The sequence below is a fragment of the Rhodococcus sp. NPDC057135 genome (assembly GCF_042670865.1).
In the GTDB taxonomy this organism is placed as follows: Bacteria; Actinomycetota; Actinomycetes; order Mycobacteriales; family Mycobacteriaceae; genus Rhodococcus_F.
In genome coordinates this window covers 368467-391743 of the sequence record NZ_JBHUUU010000005.1, presented here as the reverse complement: position 1 = coordinate 391743, position 23277 = coordinate 368467, and the positions used below count along the sequence as shown (strand labels likewise).

The 23277-nt window shown below is 62.3% G+C and carries 25 protein-coding genes; 7 read left to right on the top strand and 18 right to left on the bottom strand.

Features of this window, described 5'->3' with window-relative positions; genetic code table 11:
* Positions 1-20: 20 nt before the first annotated feature.
* From mftG to mftA, 12 genes are all read right to left on the bottom strand, one after another.
* A complete protein-coding gene (gene mftG / locus ACFT1A_RS12690) occupies positions 21-1502 on the bottom strand; it encodes a mycofactocin system GMC family oxidoreductase MftG (RefSeq protein ID WP_378447244.1) in 1482 nt (493 codons plus the stop codon).
* Complete coding sequence (gene mftF / locus ACFT1A_RS12685; protein ID WP_378447276.1) at positions 1499-2896, bottom strand: mycofactocin biosynthesis glycosyltransferase MftF; 1398 nt, start codon at positions 2894-2896, stop codon at positions 1499-1501. Before mftF ends, mftG begins: the two co-directional genes overlap by 4 nt.
* A 97-nt stretch (positions 2897-2993) precedes the next feature.
* The gene (gene mftE, locus ACFT1A_RS12680; RefSeq protein ID WP_378447243.1) at positions 2994-3686 is read right to left on the bottom strand and encodes a mycofactocin biosynthesis peptidyl-dipeptidase MftE; all 693 of its coding nucleotides are present in this window, start codon (positions 3684-3686) and stop codon (positions 2994-2996) included.
* Positions 3683-4153, bottom strand: a complete 471-nt coding sequence (locus tag ACFT1A_RS12675; RefSeq protein WP_378447242.1) for a PaaI family thioesterase — start codon at positions 4151-4153, stop codon at positions 3683-3685. Before ACFT1A_RS12675 ends, mftE begins: the two co-directional genes overlap by 4 nt.
* A gap of 121 nt (positions 4154-4274) precedes the next feature.
* Positions 4275-5513 (bottom strand): DUF222 domain-containing protein, encoded by a 1239-nt coding sequence (locus tag ACFT1A_RS12670; protein WP_378447241.1) that lies wholly within the window; start codon positions 5511-5513, stop codon positions 4275-4277.
* A gap of 52 nt (positions 5514-5565) precedes the next feature.
* Entirely contained in the window at positions 5566-7515 is a 1950-nt protein-coding gene (locus ACFT1A_RS12665; RefSeq protein ID WP_378447240.1) for a mycofactocin system FadH/OYE family oxidoreductase 2, read from the bottom strand.
* Entirely contained in the window at positions 7515-8342 is an 828-nt protein-coding gene (locus ACFT1A_RS12660; RefSeq protein ID WP_317552366.1) for a mycofactocin-coupled SDR family oxidoreductase, read from the bottom strand. The genes ACFT1A_RS12665 and ACFT1A_RS12660 overlap by 1 nt, the downstream gene beginning before the upstream one ends.
* Entirely contained in the window at positions 8339-10270 is a 1932-nt protein-coding gene (locus tag ACFT1A_RS12655) for a mycofactocin system FadH/OYE family oxidoreductase 1 (RefSeq protein ID WP_378447239.1), read from the bottom strand. The genes ACFT1A_RS12660 and ACFT1A_RS12655 overlap by 4 nt, the downstream gene beginning before the upstream one ends.
* Positions 10271-10296: 26 nt before the next feature.
* On the bottom strand, positions 10297-11475 hold the full coding sequence (gene mftD, locus ACFT1A_RS12650) for a pre-mycofactocin synthase MftD (protein ID WP_378447238.1): 1179 nt from the start codon (positions 11473-11475) through the stop codon (positions 10297-10299).
* 40 nt (positions 11476-11515) lie between these two features.
* Positions 11516-12730, bottom strand: coding sequence for a mycofactocin radical SAM maturase (gene mftC, locus ACFT1A_RS12645; protein ID WP_317552369.1), 1215 nt, complete (start codon positions 12728-12730; stop codon positions 11516-11518).
* A 77-nt stretch (positions 12731-12807) separates the two neighbouring features.
* A complete protein-coding gene (mftB, locus tag ACFT1A_RS12640) occupies positions 12808-13095 on the bottom strand; it encodes a mycofactocin biosynthesis chaperone MftB (RefSeq protein WP_007728309.1) in 288 nt (95 codons plus the stop codon).
* Positions 13080-13175, bottom strand: coding sequence for a mycofactocin precursor MftA (gene mftA, locus ACFT1A_RS12635; RefSeq protein ID WP_063836238.1), 96 nt, complete (start codon positions 13173-13175; stop codon positions 13080-13082). The genes mftB and mftA overlap by 16 nt, the downstream gene beginning before the upstream one ends.
* 150 nt (positions 13176-13325) lie before the next feature.
* Between mftA and mftR the strand changes: the two genes are divergently transcribed.
* Together mftR and mftM are read left to right on the top strand one after the other, a co-directional pair.
* The gene (gene mftR, locus ACFT1A_RS12630) at positions 13326-13925 is read left to right on the top strand and encodes a mycofactocin system transcriptional regulator (protein WP_378447237.1); all 600 of its coding nucleotides are present in this window, start codon (positions 13326-13328) and stop codon (positions 13923-13925) included.
* Between the two features lie 30 nt (positions 13926-13955).
* The gene (mftM, locus tag ACFT1A_RS12625) at positions 13956-14789 is read left to right on the top strand and encodes a mycofactocin oligosaccharide methyltransferase MftM (protein ID WP_378447236.1); all 834 of its coding nucleotides are present in this window, start codon (positions 13956-13958) and stop codon (positions 14787-14789) included.
* A 6-nt stretch (positions 14790-14795) separates the two neighbouring features.
* On the opposite strand, the gene ACFT1A_RS12620 is transcribed toward mftM, so the two are convergent.
* On the bottom strand, positions 14796-14999 hold the full coding sequence (locus ACFT1A_RS12620; protein WP_378447235.1) for a DUF4287 domain-containing protein: 204 nt from the start codon (positions 14997-14999) through the stop codon (positions 14796-14798).
* 141 nt (positions 15000-15140) lie between these two features.
* On the opposite strand from ACFT1A_RS12620, the gene ACFT1A_RS12615 reads away from it, so the two are divergent.
* On the top strand, positions 15141-15353 hold the full coding sequence (locus ACFT1A_RS12615; protein ID WP_003942061.1) for a molybdopterin-binding protein: 213 nt from the start codon (positions 15141-15143) through the stop codon (positions 15351-15353).
* A 16-nt stretch (positions 15354-15369) separates the two neighbouring features.
* Here the strand turns inward: ACFT1A_RS12615 and ACFT1A_RS12610 are convergent, their stop codons facing one another.
* Positions 15370-15795: a DUF6314 family protein gene (locus ACFT1A_RS12610; RefSeq protein ID WP_378447234.1), complete on the bottom strand. Its 426-nt coding sequence runs from the start codon at positions 15793-15795 to the stop codon at positions 15370-15372.
* A 110-nt stretch (positions 15796-15905) separates the two neighbouring features.
* Here ACFT1A_RS12610 and ACFT1A_RS12605 point away from each other — a divergent pair, with 110 nt between their 5' ends.
* A complete protein-coding gene (locus ACFT1A_RS12605; protein ID WP_378447233.1) occupies positions 15906-16382 on the top strand; it encodes a MaoC/PaaZ C-terminal domain-containing protein in 477 nt (158 codons plus the stop codon).
* 233 nt (positions 16383-16615) lie between these two features.
* Positions 16616-17404 carry a thioesterase family protein gene (locus ACFT1A_RS12600; RefSeq protein WP_378447232.1) on the top strand — a complete coding sequence of 263 codons (789 nt, stop codon included), beginning with the start codon at positions 16616-16618 and terminating at the stop codon, positions 17402-17404.
* A gap of 11 nt (positions 17405-17415) precedes the next feature.
* Here ACFT1A_RS12600 and ACFT1A_RS12595 read toward each other — a convergent pair whose 3' ends face one another.
* Both ACFT1A_RS12595 and ACFT1A_RS12590 read right to left on the bottom strand, forming a co-directional pair.
* Positions 17416-19086, bottom strand: a complete 1671-nt coding sequence (locus ACFT1A_RS12595; protein WP_378447231.1) for an ABC transporter permease — start codon at positions 19084-19086, stop codon at positions 17416-17418.
* Positions 19083-20018 (bottom strand): ATP-binding cassette domain-containing protein, encoded by a 936-nt coding sequence (locus ACFT1A_RS12590; RefSeq protein ID WP_378447230.1) that lies wholly within the window; start codon positions 20016-20018, stop codon positions 19083-19085. Before ACFT1A_RS12590 ends, ACFT1A_RS12595 begins: the two co-directional genes overlap by 4 nt.
* Before the next feature lie 68 nt (positions 20019-20086).
* Here ACFT1A_RS12590 and ACFT1A_RS12585 point away from each other — a divergent pair, with 68 nt between their 5' ends.
* Both ACFT1A_RS12585 and ACFT1A_RS12580 read left to right on the top strand, forming a co-directional pair.
* Positions 20087-20581, top strand: coding sequence for a GbsR/MarR family transcriptional regulator (locus ACFT1A_RS12585; RefSeq protein WP_378447229.1), 495 nt, complete (start codon positions 20087-20089; stop codon positions 20579-20581).
* A gap of 83 nt (positions 20582-20664) precedes the next feature.
* Positions 20665-21204, top strand: a complete 540-nt coding sequence (locus ACFT1A_RS12580; protein ID WP_378447228.1) for an RNA polymerase subunit sigma — start codon at positions 20665-20667, stop codon at positions 21202-21204.
* Here the strand turns inward: ACFT1A_RS12580 and ACFT1A_RS12575 are convergent.
* Together ACFT1A_RS12575 and ACFT1A_RS12570 are read right to left on the bottom strand one after the other, a co-directional pair.
* Positions 21201-21884 carry a response regulator gene (locus tag ACFT1A_RS12575; RefSeq protein WP_378447227.1) on the bottom strand — a complete coding sequence of 228 codons (684 nt, stop codon included), beginning with the start codon at positions 21882-21884 and terminating at the stop codon, positions 21201-21203. The two genes, ACFT1A_RS12580 and ACFT1A_RS12575, sit on opposite strands and share 4 nt — an antisense overlap.
* Positions 21881-23272: a histidine kinase gene (locus ACFT1A_RS12570; RefSeq protein ID WP_378447226.1), complete on the bottom strand. Its 1392-nt coding sequence runs from the start codon at positions 23270-23272 to the stop codon at positions 21881-21883. Before ACFT1A_RS12570 ends, ACFT1A_RS12575 begins: the two co-directional genes overlap by 4 nt.
* Positions 23273-23277: the final 5 nt, after the last annotated feature.

Below are 23277 nucleotides of genomic sequence, written 5' to 3'. Positions count from 1 at the left end.
CTGCCTGTTGCCGCTCGTGGTCACTCGTCACCGAGCAGGATGGTGCTTGCTCGTTCCGCGACCATCACCGCGGTCGCGTGCGGGCCGCGAGTCGGGATCGTCGGCAGGATTGACGTGTCAACAATACTGAGCCCTTGCACACCGATCACACGGCACCGACCATCGACGACTGCGAACGGGTCCGACTCGGCCCCCATCACGCAGCTACCGGACATATGTAAGGACGTACCGAGTCGGGATTCGATCCACTCGTCGGTGTACTCCACAACGGGGCGGTCGATCAATCCTGTCTCCGCGATCGACTCGAGAAGGTTCTCGGCGATCTGCATCCCTTCCCGAATGGCGGCTCGATCGTGCGCCGACGCGACGTAGTTGTATCGAATACGCGGTGCCCCAGCGGGATCCCCCGATGCCAGTTCGATACTTCCCCGACTGCGCGGCGCCATGAGGACCACCCCGACGCCGTGATCCATGCGAGGCACACCAGGAACCAAGTCTGTGAAAGATGCGGTGTACGGCCGGATTTCGAGTTCGGCGAGATTGAGGGCCGTCTCCAGTACGGGAGTCTGCGATCGAATCGTGCGAGGCGTCGAAAAATGGTACGGCAGCAGCACTTCCGGATGGTCGACGAAGTTCTGGCCGACGCCAGGCCGGTCGAGGATGACGGAAACTCCTTGCCCTGCAAGTTGTTCCGCCGGACCGATGCCGGAATTCAAGAGAATGTGTGGCGTCGCCACCGCACCCGAACACACGATCACGCGGTCGGCACGAATGCGCCGGACGTTACCGCCGTCGAGTACGTCGACCCCGATCGCTCGGGTTCCCGAGAACGCGATGCGAATGACGTTCACGCCGGATTCCACCCGCAAATTCGGGCGGTGCAACACCGGCATCAGATAGGCGACCGCAGTACTGATCCGACGATGATCCGATACATTCAGCGGCACCCGGCCGACGCCGAACGAGTCAGGCGCATTTTTGTCGACGTCGTCGGGAAAACCAGCTGCGAGTGCCGCGGCCTGGAACTCACCGCTCAGCGGATGCAGTTGGTCCCACGCTCGCCGCTCGACCGGGATCGGACCGCCGCTCCCGTGGAACTCGCCCTCGAAATCACGATCGGATTCGGACTTCTTGAAGTACGGCAATACGTCGTCGAATCGCCACGAACTCGGCCAGTTCTCGAAATCGGCGCGAGTTGCGCGGGTGAAGTACGCGCCGTTGACAGCCCCGGACCCACCGAGTGTCCGCCCGCGCGCGATCGTGGACGCCCGACGCGGTGTCAACTCGACCGGATACGTCCACGTGTATTCGCTCGCAGGTCCAACCGGCAGTCGATACGGATCACTCAGGACGTCCGGAAGTTCGAGCGCCGAACGGTATCCGCTTCCCGATTCGAGGAGCATCACCGTGGCGGATGGATCTTCACTGAGCCTGGCTGCGACGACGCAGCCACACGTGCCACCACCGACAACCAGAAAATCTGCGTAGTCGGCTTCTGTCACTTGGTGATTCGAGGTTTCAGCGCCGCACAGTCGCGGGCGTCGAATGCGCCACGCCAGAGTCCGGCTCCATAAGCGATGTCGTCTGCTCGTTTGAAGAAGACGTACCGAACCGGTCCCAGTCCGCCTGGCTCACGGTGGCGATACCAGTCCACCAACCCTTCGGCGACGGCCGCTGCGACGGCCAGTCGTCGTATTCGACGGGAGGCGATCACCGCCAAGAGCGTCACGGGCCAGTAGTGACGACACATCGCCGATGCGAGTTGCCAGAATCCGCCGACAAACCCTTGCGCGGTGAGGATGGCCGCGATCCGGGTGGGCTGACTCAGACCGGTGAACATCTTTCGCAGCCGGTAGACGGTGAACAGCAAAGCGCCGAGTGCGCCGGCAAGACCGGAACGTGTCAGTGTTGCGGCGGCGATGCATGCGAAGAGCGTCGAGAACGACATCGCCATCGGCGGAACCGAACCCTCGTGCCTGGCAGCCAACGGCGCCGCACCCGTCCCGTAGAACGCACGCCTGGCGAACCACTTGTCGAACTGCACTCGATGATCGTGAGCGACGTGCGCTACCGGTTCGTACCTCAGACGCCAACCAGCAGCCTGTAGGCGCCAGCAGAAATCGACATCCTCGGCTACTTCGAGGCTCTCGTCGAACCCGTTGCATTCGAGCGCTACGTCGCGCCGGACGATCACGGCCGCGCTGGGAACATAGGCGACCGGACTGCCCGATTTCACCGCAGCTTCCTTGCGTCCGAGGTCGAGAGACGATCGCATGTTCTCGTACCGCGCCAGCGCCGTCCCGTATGGATCGAGGGCGACGATGCGGGGCGCAACGAGGGCAACCCCTGGATCGCTGAAGTGACCCAACATCAGCTCGAGCCAACCGGCACGCGGGATGACGTCGGAGTCGAGGAAGGCAACGAAACGTGTTTGGGCCGAACGCAATCCCGAGTTTCGCGCTGCCGAGGGTCCGCGGGCGCTCTCGTGCCGCACTACTGTGATGGTGCCGGTGCCCGGGCAGGCGCGCCGAGGTTCCACCGGCACTTCCGAACCGTCGTCGACAACGATGACGGTCAGATCCTTGAGGACGGGCAATAGGCGTTCGACGCCGGCCTGGTTGTCCTTGACCGGAATCACGACGGTGACATCCGCAGCGGACGGCGTCGACATCGGACGAGGATTCGCGACACCCGAATCGAGTAGGTGTCGAGCAACCGCGGCGCTCTGCTGATCGACTACCTCGAGGAAGCCGTCACCGATCATCGCCGCAGCCGTCGGAGCCAGCTTGAGCATCCGCGTCGGAGATCCGCCGATGAGTACCCGGCCACCCGAGTACGTGCGCACCTTGGGGTCCAACCGAATGCCGAAGCCGTCGGGGAGTCTTGCTGGTCGCATCAGATGATCGTAAGGGACGTAGCCCGTCGTGCTGCAACTCGTCGCAGCCTCGAAAGCCGTCGCAGGTGGACCGTCCGCCCCCACTCGGTCGTGGTCGTCACCGAAGCCTCCCATCTGGACCAGGCTCCCACCGGGCCAGTCCATCCGTCACGCGTCCTACCAACTCACCGAAGATGTATGCGCCGTCTTCGGCGGTAGCCCCGACTGGATTGCCGAGAACGCCGTTTTGCGACACAGCGACCATACCGCCCGAACGCATTCCTGGCATCAGGTCTGAGATAGGAGACAAATTTCCTGTCTCAGCAAGGCTCATGTGCACCAAATCGGGCGAAAGGTGCAGCAATAGGCTCGTTTCAGTGTGCCCGGCATGCGCGTCGGCACCCGGAACAGCGCACGGCGCCCAAGCGGCATCACGCCCCTCATACCGCAGAAGTGCCACCGCTTTGGCCAATGCGGGTCCATTTCCGCCGTGACCGTTGACGAACAGCACCCGCTTCGCCCACCGGAATGCGGACCTTCCGTACTCGACTACGACGATTTCCATAGCCTCGGCACCGATCGAGACAGTGCCGGCAAAACCTTCGTGCTCTCCACTCGCCCCGTATTCGACGGCCGGGGCCACGACGACGTCGGGCAGAGCCTGCGCGACTGCTCTCGCAATCCGAGTGTCCGTATCGAGAGGCAGATGCGGACCGTGTTGTTCGAAAGAACCGACCGGGACTACGACGGTGAGCGCAGTGCCCTCGAGCGCCGGGCTCGGGATGGCAGCAAGGTCACGCAAAAAACTCATCCCCCGATCGTATTGTGCACAGATCCTCGAGCTCTCGGGTCCACCCGAATCGATCGGATTGTGGTGGTGGCATTGGCTGTTGCGACGGCAGTTCCGGATTCGGTCAGAAGTTCTCCTGCAAGAAAAGCGAGGGACGCACCACGCCTCACGACACGGCCACGCCCGATGTATGCGCCGGGGAAGGCAGGCTCGAGAAATTGAACATGCAACGACGCTGTCGGCGCGAACTGGTCGTGGTCGAGTGTGGCCACCAATGCGGGACCAAGAGTGTCGTCAAGCATCGCAGCGAGGAAACCTCCCTGAATGTGCCCAGCAGGATTCGTAAACCTCACGTCGAGAGTGAATCCCACTTCAATCGTCGCGGACTCAGGATCTATCGCACGAAGCGTCCAACCAAGTAATGTCGCTGCCGGCGAGGGCGGAGAATCCCCATTGACCACATCCCAGAACGGTCCCTTGCGTTTCATCGCTCATGTATAGCCTGCCCCCGACTCTGCCACCCCCGAAACAGTCACCCTCCGAAACACAGCATGCGAATACACCGGGGCATGGTGATGCCCCGGTGCTCGCGTCGGCAGTTGTGGAGGTTCACGCCGCAGTCGGTGGACTGTTACCACCGATCGGATGCTGGAACGGGTCGATCGACATCGGCGGATAGAACACTGTTTTTCGGTCGGGGCCTATCTCCACCCGCCATTCGGTGTGGTGCAGTGTCCGATGATGATGGCCACACAACAAGATCAGATTGTCGAGATCCGTTGGGCCGCCATCATTCCAGTGAACAATATGATGAGCATCGCACCACCCTGATGGTGTCCCGCACCCCGGAAACGCACACCCGCCATCACGCACCGCCAACGCCCGCCGCTGCGGAACCGTCGCCGTTCTCGCTTCCTTACCGCAGTCGAGCGGAACCCCGTTCTCATCCAACAAAATTCGGGTGACCGTGCAATCACAAGCCAACATCCGGGCAGTGTCGAGACTGATCGGGCCCACCCAATCCGTCCACGCGAACCCCAGTTCTTCGGTGGACGGCAGCAGGTCTTTCAAGGCCTGCATATCGGTCATGTCTTTTGCGCTGGCCGTGACAGTGATGTGCGGTTTCACCCCGCCCTCGATCGGGCCCAGACCTGCCCGCTCGTACCGTCGCAACAACTCACAAAACCCGTCCGCCCGCCGCAGCGCCGGAGTACGCGTGTCCTTCACACCGTCCTTCTCCGGCGTCGGCGCCGACAGACTCGACAACAACGTGATCAGACGGGCCCCGTTGACCGCATCCAGATCACCCTTCACCGACACACGCCCATACAAGCCCTTCGACGCGTAAAACTCATTACGCTCCGAATCCTCCCCGACCGGGACACCGTCCTCACGCTTGCCGTACTGCTTCTCGATCCGCCGAATCGCCGCCCGCACCGCATCACAATCGGCAATGTTCTTCGACGCCAACTCCAACAGGATCCCGCGGGCCTTGTCCACATCCGCCGGCGTCATGTTCTTGGGCGGATGCTGACAAAACATGGCCACCTGACGGGCCTTCAACGCATCAACGCCACCGCGATGGAACGCATCCGCGACAACAGGTTCGAGCAACAGCAACCGCGCCAAACTGACCAGCAGACTGCACTCACCGATCTCCAAATTCGTCGAACCATGCAACCACTGGGCGATTGCCCGAAAACCCTTCCCGACCACAGTCTCCCGGGAAAACATCTCCACGATCAGCAATACCATCCGCGACTGCAACTCGTGCCGGAGACGCACCAGATCCAGAACCTCACACTTGAGGCCCTCACCATCCAGCTGCCACGCTTCCCGACTGTCCATACCGAAAGATTAATCGAACATACTTTCGATAACCAGAGACATAACGGACGACTTATATCGACAACGCAATTCGATGACCCTCGATGACCGCGGCATGCGAACGTCTCGGCGACAGAGCGTCACCGATTCGAAAAGTCTCGAAAGAACTTCCCTCCAACGCATTCCATAGCTCGTCGACAGGTTCCTGCTGCGTTACAAAAACCACCCAGTCGATCGCTACTTCCTCGACCACACCCGTCGGAAGGTGAAGCAAGCTCACGAGCGGCAAGGCTCCACTGCTCACCGAAGTCACCATCAGATCCGTCCGTTGCATGATCGACTTCTCGAACGCCCGGCGGTTCCACGCCTCGAAATCCAGGGTGATGCTCAAGTCCTGCGCGACCACCATGCCGTTGGTCGCGATCGTGACCGCACAGCCTCGATCAGCGAGGAACTCCGCCACCGACGTACCTTGATGGAATCCCAACTCGTCGTAGACAAGCACCGTTCCACTCGGCAAAATCTTGCCGTCGAGAACCTCTCGAACACCCACCACACGCTCGGACCCACCCGCCCACGCTGGGCGCACCGGCCGCGCCCCGGTTGCGATCACGACCACGTCGGGCGCGCCCTCCTCCACGATCGCGAGATCAGCTCCAACACCCACCTCGATCGTGACACCGCTTCGGCGACACTCCGATTCGAGATTTCGGACGAGGTCGGCGAGCTCTCGGCGAGCGGGGACCACCGAGGCGGTGAGAATCTGTCCACCGAGTCTTCGTTCACGCTCGAACAGCGTCACCGCATGACCGCGCTGGGCCGCGGTGGCCGCAGCTTGCAGGCCGGCCGGGCCGCCGCCGACCACCATCACAGAGCGACCTCGTCGCCGCGGCATCGGCAGTGGGACCGATTCTCGACCGGCGCGCGGATTTTCGGTGCACCCCAACCAACGACCCAGACCCGTCCGCCCGACGCATTCCTGATTGCAGGACAGGCAGGTTCGCACCTGCACCGACTGACCGGCACGCGCCTTGGTCACAAAATCCGGATCGGCGATCTGCCCACGAACCACACCCACCAGATCGCACACACCGCCCGCGAGCGCAGCTTCAGCTTGCTCAGGCGTCTTGAAACGGCCGACGCCGACCACTGGAAGATCGACCACCTCCCGGATCGCAGACGGGACGAAGTTGGCGTAGCCGATGGGTACAGTCATCGACGCTTCGACCAGATGCAGTGTTTCCGTTGCCATACCGACGGTGGTGTTGATGTAGTCGACATGACCGTCGGCTTCGATGAGTTGGGCGGTGGCCACCGCGTCGGACAGTTCGATCCCACCCCGCGTTCCTTCGTATCCACTCAGGCGCACGCCGAGCACACGATCCGGGCCGACGGCCTCACGAAGCACCCCCAGCACCTCGAGCAGAAAACGCGCACGATCTGCCACGCCTCCGCCGTAACGGTCGGTGCGCAGGTTCGTCGAGGGTGCGAGAAAGGCGCGCACGATGGACGACTGCGACGCCTGCAATTCCACCCCGTCGAAGCCACCGGCGACGCAGTTGCGCGCAACAAGAGCGAACCCTGCGAGTATCTCGGCGATGTTCGCGTCGTCGACGGCCTTGGGCACCTCGCGGAACAACGGATCGGCTACCGCGCTCGGCGCCAACAGCGGTAATCGAGAATAGGTTCCAGCGCCCTGACCGCCGTTGTGGTTGATCTGCGCAAGAATTGACGAACCATGTGCATGAACGGCGTCGGTGATCCGCCGGTACCCCTCGATTGCTTCGGGCCGATAGCCTGCAATCATCTTCTCGTACGGTCGATCCGAAGGATGCGTCGAGTGCTCCTCGGTGATGATCAGACCCGCACCGCCGCGGGCCCGCGCCTCGTAGTAGCTCGCGTGCTGCTCCGTCGTCAACCCGTTCTCCGCGTAATTGGTCAGGTGTGCGGAGAACACGACCCGATTGCGGAGTGTCAGGTTGCCCAGGCGCAGTGGCGTGAAGAGGCGCGGGTACGGCGTCATCAGACCTTGGAGTTTCCTTGATCGAGCGCGATATGACTTGCCGTGACGGTGCGTGAACCGTCACCGGCGAGCCACAGAACGGTATCGGCAATCTCGTCGGGTTCGGCAAAAGCGATGTCCGACAGGATCGGAGTGAAGTTGGGAAGGTATTGCGGGAACTTGGCAAATACCTCGAGCGCGCCCTGGTCGACGCCCATCGGCGTATTGACTCCGTAGGGATGGATCGAGTTGACCCTGATCTTGTACTCCCCCAGTTCCTTTGCCGCGGCCTGCGTCAGCCCGACCAGACCGAACTTGGCGCTCGCGTAATGCGCTTGCCCGGGCAACGCCTTGAGTCCCGCCACCGAACTGACCACGATGATCGATCCACCGCGCCCACCTTCGATGATCGCCGGCACCGAGGCCTTGAGGGTTTTCCAGACTCCGGTCAGGTTGATGTCGATCAGCGTTTCCCACTGCTCGTCCGACATTTCCCAGAATCGATTCCAGTTACAGACGCCGGCATTGGCGACCACGATGTCGAGACGCCCGAACTGCTCGACGCCGTCCTTGACCACCGCAGTGAGCGCTGCGCCGTCACGGACGTCGACCTCGCGCGCAAGGATCTTCCCACCCTCCCCTTCGACCAGACGCACAGTCTCGGCAAAGTCCTCGGAAGTTGCTGCCTCGTAGGAATTGTCCGACGCCACCGACGCGCACACGTCTACTGCAATGATCGCCGCTCCCTCGCGCGCCATCTTGACCGCGTGCGCACGTCCTTGACCGCGTGCTGCGCCGGTGATGAACGCAACGCGGCCTTCGAGCGAACGAACTGAACCCTGTGTCATGAGATAGCCCTCTCTGCAGAATTGAAACTCGTTCTAGTAGTAAACCCTGCAAAGCGCCCTTCGCGGATGGATTCGAGAACAGTTCTCGGGGCAACCGCGTCCCCGACCCGGATACTCCCGGTTTCATTCAGGGTTTCGTTCGGCAGACGGGGCGAGCAATCGATCAACACTTCGCACTCGAGCCGAGACCGCTCACCGGTGTAGACGTGTTCGACCCACACGGCCCCTGAGGCGATTTCGACGACACGCGATGCGAGCACTCGGGTGATCCCGGCCTGCTGGATGCGGGTGTTGGCGCCGACCAGATCGCCACTCGCGCCGAGCCTCGAACCGACGATGGTGTCCGGGGTGACAATCGAGGCGCAGCTGCCCTTGGCTGCGAGTGCTTCTGCGAGCGCCACCGCGATCGGTCCACCGAGCGGATCGATCAGCACTACCGGGCCCGGCCCCACCGAAGTGAATTTCTCGAGGGCTTCCGATGCATCCAGCCATCGAACCGAGTCGTCGGTCGGATATGCCGGTGGCCTCGCAGCACTACCGGTGGCAACCACAACCAACTCGCCCCGACTGCGTGCGTCGTCGAGATCCTGTGCGTCGATCGCCACCCCGGTTCGCATCGTCACCCCGCTTCGACGGCATTCGTCCTCGAGCCACTGCGCGAGGAGTGTGAACCGGCCGCGGCCGTCACCTCGCGCGAAAGTTCGGATCATGCCGCCGAACTGCGATGAACTCTCAACCAGTGTGACCGAGTGCCCTCCGGCCGCCGAGACCCGTGCAGCTTCCATTCCGGCGGGGCCACCGCCCACAACCAGGACGGATCCCGGTGTCGAAATCTGCTCTCGCTCATCGGGGTCCACCGTCTCGAAACCGGCGCTCGGATTTCCGACGCAGGTCACCAGCGGATTGCGAGGATCACGCACCAGGCACGTCTGATTGCAGAGCACGCACGGCCGCGGACGATCGCCGCGCGCGGCTTTCACGACCACGTCAGGGTCCGCGATCTGGGCTCTGGTCATCTCGACGAACTCTGCTATTTCCAGCGCCGCGTGAGCCTCGGCAAGATCAACGACACTCCCTTGCAGGACAACGGGAATCGAGGCCGCGGCCTTGATCTCACGGCACAGGGCGAAGTTGAAGTTCGTCGAGCAGTGAAAGTCGGGACGGTATCGGTCAGCCGAATAGAGTCCACCTCGGACGACGACAAGGAGGTCGAGGAGCGGAGATACTTCACGCGCAAAGCCTGCGGCAATCTCGGGTGTCAATCCCGCCCACGGTGCTTCCTCGTCGCAGGACAACCGCAAGGAGACGACGTGGTCCGGTCCGAGTTCCTCACGCACTCCCGAGATGACCTCACGAAGGAAGGCAGCGCGATCAGTGCCGTATCGGTCTTGTCGAGTATTGGTCAGACCCGAAAGGAATTGCCGCAGAATACTTCGAGGGCCGGCATCGAGTTCCACGCCGTCCATTCCCGAAGCGATCGCCAGCGCCGCTGCGTCGCGAAAGCCGGTTATCAGTTGGTCGATCTCCGGCTGCCCCATTGCCAACGGCAACTCGCGCGTCACCGGGTCGGCTACCCGCGACGGTCCCCACAGCACCGATTGTGAATATGCGCTCGAACCCTGCATCCCGGTATGACCGAGACCGGCAAGAACCAATGTTCCGTACGGAGCGCACGCCGTCGAGATCGACTGCCACCCCGGGCCGCACTGCGATGCCAACGGTGCCCGCTCGTACGGCCAGTCGTTGTCCAGTACCGACGCCACTTCCGTGACGACGATCCCGGCACCGCCCTCGGCGCGGCGTTGGTAGTACGCGCGGTGCCGATCCGAAAGTTCGCGGCCGAGGGCCAGATTGGTCTCGTGCGGACCGAAGACAACCCTGGACCGGACGGTGCGTCCGGCCAGGGTTGTGTGTTCGTGAAGGCTCAACTCACAGCTCGATCAGAGCCGGAGTTTCAGCTCGCACCCAGCGTGCGGGTGAAGCCTTCCGGGATCACCAGGTCCGCCGGACTCAGTTCGGTGATGGACGAGTGGCCAAGGCCCATCAGTCCCGAGTCGATGCCCATCCGCATCAGGTCGAGCACGTTCTCGACTCCGGCCTGACCGTTTGCCGAGAGGCCCCACAGGTAGGCGCGCCCGAGCATGACGGCCTTGGCGCCGAGAGCGAGCGCCTTGACGACGTCGCCCCCGCGTCGAATGCCACCGTCGAGAACAACTTCCACCTGATCGCCCACGGCTTCGGCAATCCCCGGGAGTACGCGGATCGGCGCGGGGGTGCCGTCGAGGTTGTTACCACCGTGGTTGGAGACGGAAATCGCGGAGACACCGGCGTCGACAGCACGCTTGGCGTCGTCGATGCGCATGATGCCCTTGAGCATGAAAGGCCCGCCCCACTGCTCGCGCAGCCAGGCAATGTCTTCCCACGTCGGAAGCGGAGTTTGCATCCACTCGCCGTACGCGCCGAAGAACGTCGGTGCCGGCTGGCCAGGGGCCGCGAGGTTGGGGGTGGTCAGATCCGGGATCTTGCCGGTCTTGGCGAACTCCAACAACCACTTCGGGCGCATGATGCCCTCGGGTGCGAACTGGAACATCGCCTTGAGGTCCATCTTTTCGGGGATGGACGGACTTCCCCAGTCGCGGCCGTACGAGAAGGACCAGTCGGTGGTGATGATCAGGCCCTTGGCACCGGCCGCCCGAGCGCGCTCCATACGCTGCAGGAGCACGTCGCGGCTGCCGACCCAGTACATCTGGAAGAACACCTGCGGGTTGGCCGCTGCAACTTCTTCGATGGACTTGCTGGCAAAAGAACTCAGGCCGATCGCCGTTCCCCGTGCTGCGGCCGCCCGAGCTACCGCTACCTCACCGTCGGGGTGCACTGCCTGCACACCGGTCGGCGAAATCATCACCGGAAGCGAAATGTCCTGCCCCATAATGGTGGTGGCCATGTTCCGCTCGTTCGGCAAGCCGGCCGCATGCGGAGCGAAACCCAGTTCACTGTAGGCCGCGACATTGTCGTCGACGGTCAGACCCTTTTCGGATCCGGCCACCAGCGCCGCATATACGGACTTGGGGAGCCTCTTCTGTGCACGTCGCTGTGCTTCGGCGACGGTCTCGAAGAATGCGTTCTTTGCCATCAGTCAAACCTCTCGTATCGCAAGTGGCCGGAAAGGCTACTTACATTCCCGCAAGCGGGTTTTCGTCACAAATCTTGGCGGGGGGACGCATCATCAGGGTCAGTGGCACCGATGCACGCGGGGTTTTGCGTTGACCGGAACGTGAGTGGTCGACGCTGGACTTGGGGATCTCTCCCGCGCCGGCCAAGGCCATTTCACCGTTTCCGATGACGCACTCGGGATCAGGACCGTCCATCGGCAGTCCGGTGAAGAACTTGGCTGCCATACAGCCACCGCGGCAGGAGTCGTAGTGGTTGCACTTGCTGCAGGCACCACCGGTCTGCGGCGAGCGCAGCTCTTCGAACAGGTCCGAGTGCTGCCAGACTTCTTGGAATCCACCGTCTTTCACGATGTTTCCGGCGAGGAACTGATCGTGAATCGCGAACGGGCACGCGTACACGTCGCCGACCGGGTCGATCAGGCACACGACACGGCCCGCGCCACAGAGATTGAGACCGGGCAGTGCATCGCCGAACGCGGAGAGGTGGAAGAACGAGTCGCCCGTCAGGACGCCCTCACCGTTGGCCACCAACCAGTTGTAGAGCTCACGCTGCTGCTCGGGACGCGGGTGCAGGTCGTCCCACACGTCGGCGCCGCGGCCCGAAGGACGCAGGCGAGTGATGCGCAGGGTCGCGTCGTACTTGTCGGCGAGAGCCTTGAACTCGTCGAGCTGACTGACGTTGTGCCGCGTGACGACCACCGAGATCTTGGCGTCCTTGAAGCCGGCTTCCTTCAGGTTCGCGAGAGCGCGCTCGGCCATAGCGAACGAACCAGGCCCGCGCACAGCATCATTGACCTCAGCAGTGGCACCGTCGATGGAAATCTGCACGTCGACGTAGTCACTGGCCGCGAGCCGTGCGGCGACCTTCTTGTCGATCTTCACGCCGTTGGTGGAGAACTTCACACCAACCTGGTGGTCCGTCGCATAGTCGACGAGCTCCCAGAAGTCGGAGCGTACCGTCGGTTCGCCGCCACCGATGTTGACGTAGAACACCTGCATACGCTGCAGCTCGTCGATGATGGACTTGCACTGCTCGGTGCTCAGCTCGTTGGGGTCACGACGACCCGAAGACGACAGGCAGTGCACGCAGGACAGGTTGCAGGCGTAGGTGAGTTCCCACGTCAGGCAGATCGGGGCGTCGAGTCCGAGTTCGAACTGATCGACGAGGCGACCCACCTTGGCGGGTGGGGATGGCTGTTCAAGAACTGAGGTCATGGCTGTGTCCTCGCGAAGAAATGAAGCGGGCGAACGTGCAGAAGGGCTGTTCCGCACGTGGGGGGCGAGCGTCTGGCTCAGACAGGCACGATCATGTGCGAATCGGCGAGAGTGCTCAGCGCACGGGCATATTGGGGAGCCGCGTCATCTTCGATGCCTTGCGCACGCAGTGCGGACCGGACATCAGGATGGTCTGGCAACGCCTTGACCACCGCAACGATGGTCGTGTTCTTCAGGAACGAGAGCTTGCGCGTTCCGAAGTGGTAGAGCAACGCCCCGAAAGGTTCGGGGCGAAGCGCTACCTGCGGGTGGAGTTTCCACCCCGCGTCGAGATCCAAAGCAGACACGGTCAGTACACGCCGCACATGCCGTCGATGGAAACTTCCTCCACGAGGGACTCCTCGACGAGGTCGTTCTCGAGCGCCTTGTTGTCACGATCTGACATGGATTCCTCCTGCGTTCGCACTCCGTCTGGAAGTCTGTAGATCAGACTTCCAATCTGGGAGTTGGTGGTCACTAGTGGGACTTCACTGTGACTCGGTTCACCACTGTAATGGCATCGAGTGCAGAATGACACACATGGAGCGAAAAAAGTATGCGTAGCCGCAAGAAACCGTCCGCTCGGATAGGTCGTCGCCCCTCCACAACGAAGGAGGGAATCAGCACGATCGGCATCGAACTGTTCTCCACAGTCGGCTTCAACGAGGTGAGCGTTGACCAGATAGCCGACGCCGCCGGCATCGCGCGTCGGACTTTCTTTCGCTACTTCCCGTCCAAGAACGCCGTTCCCTGGGGAGACTTCGACGGACATCTCGGCGAGATGCGCGAGCACCTGGATTCACTGCCCGCCGACATCCCGTTGGTCGACGCACTCGAATCCGCATTGTTGACGTTCAACACCTTCCCACCGGAAGAGAGTGCGGTACATCGCAAACGGATGGAACTGATCCTCGAAGTTCCGACGCTTCAGGCATACTCTGTGGTGATGTACGAAGGGTGGCGACAGGTGGTCGCCGACTACGTCGCACGACGAATGAATCTCGAACCGACCGATCACGGCCCACGCACCGTCGGCTATCTTCTGCTCGGGGTGGCCATGTCGGCGTACGAGCAGTGGCTCACCGACGATTCACTCGAGCTACCGGAACTCTTGAAAACAGGTACGCAGTCCCTGCGGACCGGCATCAGCACCTGATAGAGCATCAGCCACCCGAGAAAGGTGATCATGTCCACCACCACAAACGAACCGGTCCTGGATTCACTGGCACCGTCGGCGCCAGGCTTGTGGTCGTTCGGGCATGTCACCGTCGAACGGGTCGATTCCGGTCCGATCTCGCTCGATCGCCGAGGCGGTCGCCTCCACGTCAGGCACTCCCTCACTCCCACCGATCTGAGCGAGCGCCTCGTCGCCGGAGTCACCTCGTCGATTCAGGACGCGGAGTTCGGCCAGGACGAATTCGAGCTGACGATGGTCGGTCTGGTTCGCTCCACCGTGGACGGCGCTCTCGAATCCTGGACCACCTACTACCAGAACTCGCTTGCCGAACTACTGGACGGCACTGCGGATTTCGCACCGATCCACGACAAAGCCGAAGAACTGGTTCGTGGCTCCGTGCTCGATCTGGGGTCCTGCTTCGGTTTCCTGCCCCTGCGGCTCGCGCGCGCCGGAATGGACGTGACCGCCACGGACATCCTGCCCGGAACGATGATCCTGCTCGACGCGGTAGCCCCCGAACTCGGCATCAAGATCGACACGGTGATCTGCGACGCGGGGGAAGTCCCGGCTCCGGACAACAGCGCCGACACCGTCACCGCGATTCATCTCCTCGAGCACGTAGACGACTCAGTGGGCGTAGCCGTGATTGCGCAGGCACTCCGAATCGCACGTCAGAGGGTCGTCATAGCCGTCCCCTTCGAAGACGAAGCCACCGCATGCCACGGCCACATCCGCACCTTCGACCTCGAGTCGCTGCGCGCAGTCGGCCGGCAGACCGGTGTGCCGTTCGAGGTATTCGAGCATCACGGCGGCTGGTTGGTGCTGGACGCTACTGCCGCCTGAAGTGAACTAGCCTTCTTTCAACGTATGCGCGACAAGGGCATTCGCGTGACCATGGCCCATACCGTGCTCCGACTTCAACCAATTCACCAATTCCATGTGCTTGGTGAGCTCTGAGCTTCGGATCAGCTCTTGCCATTCACCGATCGGCCGACCGTACTTCTTCTCGATCGACGGAAAGTACGACGCCGGGCCCTTCACAGGTTCAGTCATGACCGGAATCTACCTCGGGCGGCCGACATCATTCGCGCAACTCTCTCGCCTGCATGTCCGCACCTGCGGAATCGCTGGGTATCCACGGGCCAGGCAGCTTAGGGTCGAAGTACACCTACCCGAGAACACAGGAGTTCAGAGATGCGGCTGTCCACACGAAATCAACTCACCGGCACCATCACCGAGGTCAACCTCGGCACCGTCATGGCAACGGTCAAGGTGAAATTGGACGGCGGGAACCAGATCGTGACTTCGTCGATCACCCGCGATGCCGCGCTGGATCTCGACCTTGAACCAGGCCAAGCTGCAACGGTATTCGTGAAGTCCACCGAGGTGACGATCGGCGTCGAATAGCTGGCGAGCGCTGCGATCAGGACCGGGTGAGATGCGTGGTCATCGTGTAGTCCTTGCTCGGCCCCGTCACGGTCCAGACGACAGTCCAGGCCGATCGATCGCCGGCAGTGACGTCGATTCGCCCGCGGTAGGTATCCGCACCGCACAGGTGCTCGACTTCCTCCCCCGGCGCCCAGTCGTGAAACTCCCTGCCGTCCTCGAATGTCACAGCCCACCCGAGGCCGTGCTCGGCGATGAACAGAGTCCGGAACACGGGCAGTTCCAGATCGCCGTCACGCAGAGTGCCACTCTCGTACCACCGCATCCGACCGTCACCGGCTTCGGAGATAGTGGTCTCTCCGAAGACATGCTTGGTGGAACCGGAAAGACGGTCGACGATGTCGCGCTCGAAGTGCCACGTTCCTGCCAGCGCCCTCGGCTCGATCTTCGCGTCGTCAACCATGCGACGATTCTAGTGACCCTGGATTACCCGACGACACCGGAGACCGACTCGAACACACTGCGGGAGTATGTTCCGAGTACACCCGGAACACGCAGGAGATTTGCACAACCATGAACGATTCGGCCGCCCTTCACACACGCACAGTGTTCGCCGAGGATCTCGAGATCGGCCAAGTGATCCCGTTGGGCTCGTATTCGGTGACCGAGGAAGAAATCGTCGAGTTCGCAACCCAGTGGGATCCCCAGTGGTTTCACATCGACAAGGAAGCCGCCGGGTCCGGCGTCTTCGGCGGGTTGATCGCCAGCGGCCTGCACACCCTGTCGATCTGCCAGAAGTTGGTGGTTGCCAGTCTCTACGACCAATGGAACGTGATCGCCGGAAAGACCATGCGCGACGTGAGCTTCCTGCGTCCACTGCGCCCCGGTGACACCCTGAGCGGAAAGGTCACCGTCGACAACGTCGTGTTCGACAATCGCTCCCGAGGATTGGTCACCATCACGGCAAAACTGGTCGATGCGCACGGCAATCGCGTTCTCGACGTGGTCACCGACGCCTACCTGCACTGCCGCCCGACTCGCGGACAGTGAATTATCGGTAAATTCCGCACCACATTGTCTGAATTGCCGTACTTTCAGTGACGTTGCGACGCAACACTACCCATCCCCGCAATCAGGAGTTCCTCACACATGAGCAGCCTCGGCGAGATCAATCCTCTCGGCATTCTTCAGATCCTCATCTACATGCTCTTCGGTGGGTCGTCCAGCACTCCCGAATAGACCCTAGCTTGCCATTGCCATAGTCAGCATTTAGTGTGCTGACTATGGCAATTACTAGTCAGGCATCCGTGACGGCCGCGCCGTCGACCGACGCCGCGCGTCATCACACCGAATTCGACTCCAGCTGGCGGAGTTTCGACGGCATTCAGGGCGGACTTGCCGTAGCACGGATGCTGCGAGTCGCCGCCGACGCGTCCGGAGCCGAACCGCTTGCAGTCACGGCGCACCTGGACCGCCCCGTCCCTCCGGGGCCGGCCGAATTGACTGTCGGCGAGATGCGGGGCGGGCGGACCGTCAGTTGCCACGTCACTCTGACCGGTGCAGGATCCGCCCTTGTTCGGTTAGCCCGCGACACAGGAGTCACGACGCTGTCCGCCCCCGGAGTCGAGCCGAGTTCGGCCGACCCGTCAACCCTGCCGCCACTGGAGATCCCGGTGGATTTTGTGCCGTTCGCCCAGCACCTCGACATTCGGCCGATCAATTCGGCGAGGCCGTTCGCCGGTGGTGATTCCCCAGAATTCGACGTCTGGATCCGGCTGCTCACAGATCTCGATTTCACGGCGCAAGAGCGTGCGGCGGTCCTGCTCGATGCACTTCCACCTGGACTGTTCGCGACACTGACGATGCCCGTGGCCATTCCGACCATCGAGTTCACCGCACACTTCATGCCGGAGCACATCGCGGCGCTCCCCCAGCCACCGTCGCAGTGGTATCGCCTGCGCCACGGGACTGTATGGGCGACAGACACTCTCTGCGTCGACGAATCCGAATTGTTCGACTCGACCGGACGTCTCGCTGCGCAGGCGCGTCAGCTTCGTCGAATTCTGAGTTGAGTTCAGCTCTCCTACACCTGGAGGTCGCGACGACGGAACGCAACAAGCGATGCTGCCGAAAGCACTACTGCCACAACGATCATTGCCAGAAGTGGTAGAACTGTCACCGGCTCGGCAGGGGCACCCGGCACGTGGGTGAACGGCGACAGATCCAGCACTATCTGCGGAAGTTTCAGCAGCGTACCGAGTTGCCCGAGCACGATGCATGCCGCCAAGATTCCCCAGGAGAGGGACGACGCATACGTAGGAAACAGTCCGAAAGCCAACGACACCAACCCCACGACGACAAGCACCGCGGGCAGATACGCCAACGCCGCGCCGGTCATCCGAAGTGTGTTGCCGCCGATGTCATCCGTGACGAGCCCGAAGGCGAATCCGGTGAACGCCCCCATCAAGACGTGCGCGAGGATCACACCGCCGACAACCACCCCCAGGTGGGACAGCATCCACTTCCGCCGCGACAGCGAGGTTGCCAGCAACGGTTCGAGCCGTCCCGAGGTTTCCTCGCCCCGCATGCGGAGAAGACTCTGGACCGAATATGCCGCGATGACTATCGACGTGAGACCGAGAGCGGTGGCCAAGTAGGAGTCCACCAGATCCGTACCGCCGCCACCGAGTTTCTCGAACATCTCCGCGGTCTGCTGCGACGATCCCACCATCGCGTCGATCTCGTTGCCCACAGCGCCGTACGCGAACCCGAGTATGACGACGGCAAAGATCCACCAGAACATCGTCATTCGCTGCATGCGCCACGTCAGGCCCCAAGCCGACGGTAGCCACGATGCCGCGACCGGCGGTCCGGGTCGGGGCTGAACGAGTCCCGCTCCCTGATCGCGATGGCCGATGAGAACAAAAGCCACCACCACGTGCACAGCCGCAAATCCGATCAGCAACAACAAGATCCACCAGGCGTCGTCGTCGAAAGGTCGGATCTGTTGTGCCCACCCGATCGGTGAGAGCCACGACAACCAACCGCTCACCACGCGAGTTCCGTCGTCGACGACCGTACTGTTCACGTCACCGATCGCGCGCAGCATGAAGGCGACACCGATTGCGGCGCCGGCCAAACCGTTGGCCGTACGAGCACCGTCGGTGATCTGCGCCGTCACGGCCGCCACTCCGGCAAACGCGATTCCGGTACCGCCGATCGACGCACCCAGCGCGAGCGAACCACCGACCGGCAGACCGACGGCGATCGATCCCAGTGCAATTCCCAGTGCCAGAACCACATTCGCACCGACCGTGACAATCAACGCGGAGGTCAGGAGCGCTCGCCGACCCACCACCGCAGCACCGATCATCTCGGCACGGCCGGTCTCCTCGTTCTGTCGCGTATGGCGAACCACCGCAAGGGTACTCATCAATGCCGCAACCAACGCGAACACGAGAACCGACTGACTGGCGACTATCGCGCCCTGCGAATCGCCGGACACGATTCCGTTGGTCGCCAGCGCCACCGGCGATACCGCGGAACTGACTGCGATGTTTCGCAATTCCTCGGGCGTCGTGTAGAGCCCGGTCACGCTGGCGACGACAAGCAGCATGAACAGCACGATCGAGATGACCCACACGGAAAGCTGAATCCGGTCCCGTCGCAAAGCCAACCGAACCAGTCGGCGTGTGCCGGTGAACTGACTTGCCGACGCCGGTACCGGTGGAGCGGCTTCGGCAACGACGGTCATGGCAATACTCCGGTCTCGGCCCGCAGGTGGACCGAAGTCTCCCTGGCCCGCTCGTCACCGTAGTGCCGCAAGAAGAGTTCTTCGAGCGTTGGCGGAGTGGAAGTGAGCGCCACGATCCCGAAGCCGACCAAGTACGTCATAAGTGGCCCGAGTTGTGCGCTGTCGACTTCGCAGGTGAAGTGGTTACCGTCGATCACCGCGTCGTGGACACCGCCGAGTCCGTCGAGTCCACCGATCGGGCGCACCGTCTCCGCCGAGACGGATGTGCGGGTGAGATGCCGGAGTTCGGAGAGTGTTCCCTCTTCCACCGTCCGCCCGTCGCGGATGATGCTCACGCGATCGCACAGTGCCTCTACTTCGGCCAGGATATGGCTCGACAGCAGAACCGTCTTCCTGGCGTGAGCCACCTCCTCGACGCAGTCCTGAAATACGGCTTCCATCAAGGGATCGAGTCCTGATGTCGGTTCGTCGAGGACGTAAAGGTCGACGTCCGACGAAAAGGCCGCCACGAGTGCAACCTTCTGCCGGTTGCCTTTCGAGTACGTACGCGCCTTCTTGGTCGGGTCCAGCTCGAAGCGCTCGAGCAACTCGCTGCGCCGTTTTCGGTCCAGACCACCGCGCAGACCGGCCAACAGGTCGATAGCCTCCCCGCCGGTGAGGTTGGGCCACAGATTCACGTCGCCAGGTACGTACGCGAGCCGTCGATGCAAAGTCACGGCGTCTCGCCACGGATCGCCGCCGAGGACGGTTGCGTCCCCGGAGTCGGAGCGGAGCAGGCCGAGGAGCACCCGAATAGTGGTGGACTTTCCGGAGCCGTTCGGCCCCAGGAAACCGTGCACTTCACCCGTCGAGACGTCGAGATCGAGGCCGTCCAGCGCGCGGGTGGTACCGAAGGTCTTGACGAGGCTTTTCACTGAAATTGCCGCACCCATGGATTTGACCGTACGCCGATTTCACAAATGTGTGAAGATAGAAAAGAAGGAAAGATCGAAAGGTTCCGATGACCGACACCAGCCATACCGTCGCCCCGGACGAGAGCCGACATTATGTCGAGCGACTCTCACTCGTGCTGAGCGACATGGGTTTTCCGCCGATGCCCGCACGCGTCTGGGCCGCACTGATGACCAGCGAGACGCCCTCGTCCACACCGGGAGATCTCGGATCTCGGTTGGGAGTGAGCCCCGCCGCCATCTCCGGAGCCGTCCGATACCTCCAGCAAGTCGGGTTGATCGAGCGTGTGGCGGTACCCGGGTCGAGACGTCAGCACTACTGCGTCAGCGTCGAGATGTGGGCCGACGCGTTTGTCACGAAACAGTCCTCCCTCTATCAGGTCTCGGCAGTTGCGGACGAGGGGATTCGAGTCCTCGGCGAAGGAACCACGGCCGGCAATCGGATGGCCGATCTGCGCGACTTCTTCGACTTCATGGCCGCGGAAATGCCGCGCATGCTCGCGGACTGGCGCTCCCAGCGAAAAGACCGGACACCTGGCAGGTAACTTCAGGTTTACCCGCAATTTCGGCGGGGTACCTCAATTCTCGGTCCAGCACGGTGAAGTGCGGTGTACCCGAGGAGTTGTTGATGAAGCTGTCGATCAGGGGCGCGAACACTTCACCGACTCCGCCCCTCGCACACACCGCTTCACCCGAAACCTGTGAACGATCGATTTCGTTGAATCGCACCGCCGCCCAAGCATTCGCCGGCGATCACCATGCACTCTCGAAACTCCTGGCCCGGCTGCACCCTCGCGTCGTTCTCTACTACCGCGCCAGACTTCTCGGGACGTCCGTCGCAACATTCGCCGACGATCTCGCCCACCAATGCACCCTGGACGTCGTCACACGAATGTCCGACACGATCTCGGCCGACACACCGATCGAGACATGTGCGTACGAGTTGGCATCGCAACGAATTGCAGCAATTCCCCAGTCACACAACATCAACGGGCGATTCACACGCCCACGTCGCCTGACCGACGACCAACGTGAGGTTCTGGTACTTCGAATCGCAGTCGGCCTGACTGCCGACATGACCGCGTCGACTCTCCGCACGACTCGATCGAGTGTGCTCCTCGTCCAGCATCAGGCACTACGCGCCTGGACGGACTCCGACCGAAGCTAGATCAGACCTTGCTTACTCGCAGCGTAGACAGCTTCCGCTCGCCGGCTCACCTCGAGTTTGCGCATGATGTTGCTGACGTGAAACTTCACGGTAGTGGGTGAGATGAACAATCGCTCACCGATCTTGATGTTGGACAAGCCGTTTGCGAGAAGCCTCAGCACTTCCAGTTCGCGATCGGTCAATCGTTCCTTGGTGGCCGACTGTCCGTTGAGCGAACGGACGACAGCCGAAGCGCTGCGAGAATCGAACGCACTCTCGCCTCGCGAAACCGCCCTGATCGCCCGCACCAGCTCGGTGGTATCAACGTCTTTGACCACATAGCCGCGAGCACCTGCATGGACCGCTCGCACCACCAATTGATCATCGAGAAAGGTGGTGAGAACCAACAGTCCGAGCCCAGGATGCGCCGATGACAACTGGCCACAGAGGGTCAGCCCCTCGTAATCGGAACTTGCGGAGAGTTTGAGATCCATCAGGACGATGTCCGGCCCGACCTTGTCGACGACGGCAAGCGCCTCGGCGAGGGACGACGCCTCCCCCACGATCTCGAGGTCGCTTTCGCGCTCGAGCACCGAGCGGAGCCCTTGCCGAAGTATCGCGTGGTCGTCGACCAGGACTATGCGAACCGAACCTTGAACCGGCGACACTCCACGAGTGACGACGGGGCGGGCAGTGGTCATGATTCCTCGCTCTCGATTTCAGTTGTAGAGCAAAGGTTTTCCATGCCCGAGTCGAGCGGCAGCGCACCTGGCAGCGGCAGTGGTAGTCGCACGAGAATCTGAATCCCACCGATCCGAGCCCGTCGCACTTCCAGCGCGCCACCCAACTCCAAGGTTCGCGCCTGCATGTTCGCGAGACCGCGATGGCGGCCGTCGAGATCGTTGGTGGCTGCGAGTTTGAGAATCAGCCGCATCCGGGCGGGGTCACCATCACCGTCGTCGGAGACGGACAGCAACACCGAGTCCGCCCGATAGGTCAGACGGAGTACCGCCCGATTCGCGTGAGCATGGACTGCTGCGTTGAACAGGGCTTCCCCAGCGATCCGCAAAAGAGCGTGTTCGGCATCGCCCGGAAGTTCTGACGGGGTACCGCCGACGCGAACGCTGACCGCCAACTCGTCGGGCATGTGAACCACGCCGAGCTGCTCGAGCATCTCGGGCAGCGACGTCCTGTCCGCGTCCGAGGAATGATTGAGAGCGTAGATCGCCGAACGGAGCTGCTCGACTGCCCGCCTGGTCAAATCCTTTGCCAAGTCCAGTCTTTCACTGCGCTCCGCCTCCGGGATGTCGCTGCGGCACACCTCGATCTGCATGCCGGCGGACAACACCGCTTGCGTCACACTGTCGTGAAGTTCGCGGGCGATCCTGTGGCGTTCGTCGTCGACCACCTGATGCCTGTGCGCCACTCCGAGTTGACGCTGAGTGGACTCCAATTCGCTGTTGCGCACCGCAAGATCGGCCGCCGTGCGATTGGCCTCCGCGTACGCATCTTCAGCACGTTCGAGCAGTAGTTGTCCGCGCTGATAGAGCGCCGAATTCTGCAGGGCCACAGCAGTCTGGCTGGCCAGAATGCTGAGCACGGCCCCGTCCGTCGTATCGAGCGTCCGGTTGGCCGGCGTCCAGGCCGCAAAGGCGCCGACCACACCACCGCCGAGCACGATCGGCACAAACGCGTAGTGAGCGTCGATCACCGAGTTGGATTCGATTCTGCCGTAACGGATGTCGTCGAGGCATTCGACGACATCCTCCGGAAGCGGTGGCCCCTCCACATTGTCGACCAGGAACGGCGTCGCATCCGGACCGAGGACCAATCGCCGGGGCCCGGCGTCAGGCAAGGTCCCATCGGCCAAGGCGAAGACTATCCAGTTGGCACTCAGATGAGCGCGGGCAGCTTCCGCGACCGCACAGACCAGAGTTTCCGGGCCCTCGACGGTGCGCACCAAAGCCCGCGAGATCAATTCCAGCGCATGTACGACGCGCTCGAGGCGCTCGGCCGCACCGCGATACTGCGGGTAGAACGAACTCTTACCCGACCGCAATCCGGTGAGCCTGGACAGGTCCGCGGTCATCGCCT

Coding starts and splice junctions, on each gene's coding strand:
- mftA (WP_063836238.1), bottom strand. CDS start 13,175: ATGTCAGATCGTGACAACAAGGCGCTCGAGAACGACCTCGTCGAGGAG.
- ACFT1A_RS12585 (WP_378447229.1), top strand. CDS start 20,087: ATGACCGACACCAGCCATACCGTCGCCCCGGACGAGAGCCGACATTAT.
- ACFT1A_RS12580 (WP_378447228.1), top strand. CDS start 20,665: ATGAAGCTGTCGATCAGGGGCGCGAACACTTCACCGACTCCGCCCCTC.
- ACFT1A_RS12615 (WP_003942061.1), top strand. CDS start 15,141: ATGCGGCTGTCCACACGAAATCAACTCACCGGCACCATCACCGAGGTC.
- ACFT1A_RS12605 (WP_378447233.1), top strand. CDS start 15,906: ATGAACGATTCGGCCGCCCTTCACACACGCACAGTGTTCGCCGAGGAT.
- mftF (WP_378447276.1), bottom strand. CDS start 2,896: ATGCGACCAGCAAGACTCCCCGACGGCTTCGGCATTCGGTTGGACCCC.
- ACFT1A_RS12670 (WP_378447241.1), bottom strand. CDS start 5,513: ATGGACAGTCGGGAAGCGTGGCAGCTGGATGGTGAGGGCCTCAAGTGT.
- ACFT1A_RS12575 (WP_378447227.1), bottom strand. CDS start 21,884: ATGACCACTGCCCGCCCCGTCGTCACTCGTGGAGTGTCGCCGGTTCAA.
- ACFT1A_RS12610 (WP_378447234.1), bottom strand. CDS start 15,795: ATGGTTGACGACGCGAAGATCGAGCCGAGGGCGCTGGCAGGAACGTGG.
- ACFT1A_RS12675 (WP_378447242.1), bottom strand. CDS start 4,153: ATGAAACGCAAGGGACCGTTCTGGGATGTGGTCAATGGGGATTCTCCG.
- ACFT1A_RS12590 (WP_378447230.1), bottom strand. CDS start 20,018: ATGGGTGCGGCAATTTCAGTGAAAAGCCTCGTCAAGACCTTCGGTACC.
- ACFT1A_RS12570 (WP_378447226.1), bottom strand. CDS start 23,272: ATGACCGCGGACCTGTCCAGGCTCACCGGATTGCGGTCGGGTAAGAGT.
- mftD (WP_378447238.1), bottom strand. CDS start 11,475: ATGGCAAAGAACGCATTCTTCGAGACCGTCGCCGAAGCACAGCGACGT.
- ACFT1A_RS12665 (WP_378447240.1), bottom strand. CDS start 7,515: ATGACGCCGTACCCGCGCCTCTTCACGCCACTGCGCCTGGGCAACCTG.
- ACFT1A_RS12595 (WP_378447231.1), bottom strand. CDS start 19,086: ATGACCGTCGTTGCCGAAGCCGCTCCACCGGTACCGGCGTCGGCAAGT.
- mftE (WP_378447243.1), bottom strand. CDS start 3,686: ATGAGTTTTTTGCGTGACCTTGCTGCCATCCCGAGCCCGGCGCTCGAG.
- ACFT1A_RS12620 (WP_378447235.1), bottom strand. CDS start 14,999: ATGACTGAACCTGTGAAGGGCCCGGCGTCGTACTTTCCGTCGATCGAG.
- mftC (WP_317552369.1), bottom strand. CDS start 12,730: ATGACCTCAGTTCTTGAACAGCCATCCCCACCCGCCAAGGTGGGTCGC.
- mftR (WP_378447237.1), top strand. CDS start 13,326: ATGCGTAGCCGCAAGAAACCGTCCGCTCGGATAGGTCGTCGCCCCTCC.
- ACFT1A_RS12660 (WP_317552366.1), bottom strand. CDS start 8,342: ATGACACAGGGTTCAGTTCGTTCGCTCGAAGGCCGCGTTGCGTTCATC.
- mftM (WP_378447236.1), top strand. CDS start 13,956: ATGTCCACCACCACAAACGAACCGGTCCTGGATTCACTGGCACCGTCG.
- ACFT1A_RS12600 (WP_378447232.1), top strand. CDS start 16,616: ATGGCAATTACTAGTCAGGCATCCGTGACGGCCGCGCCGTCGACCGAC.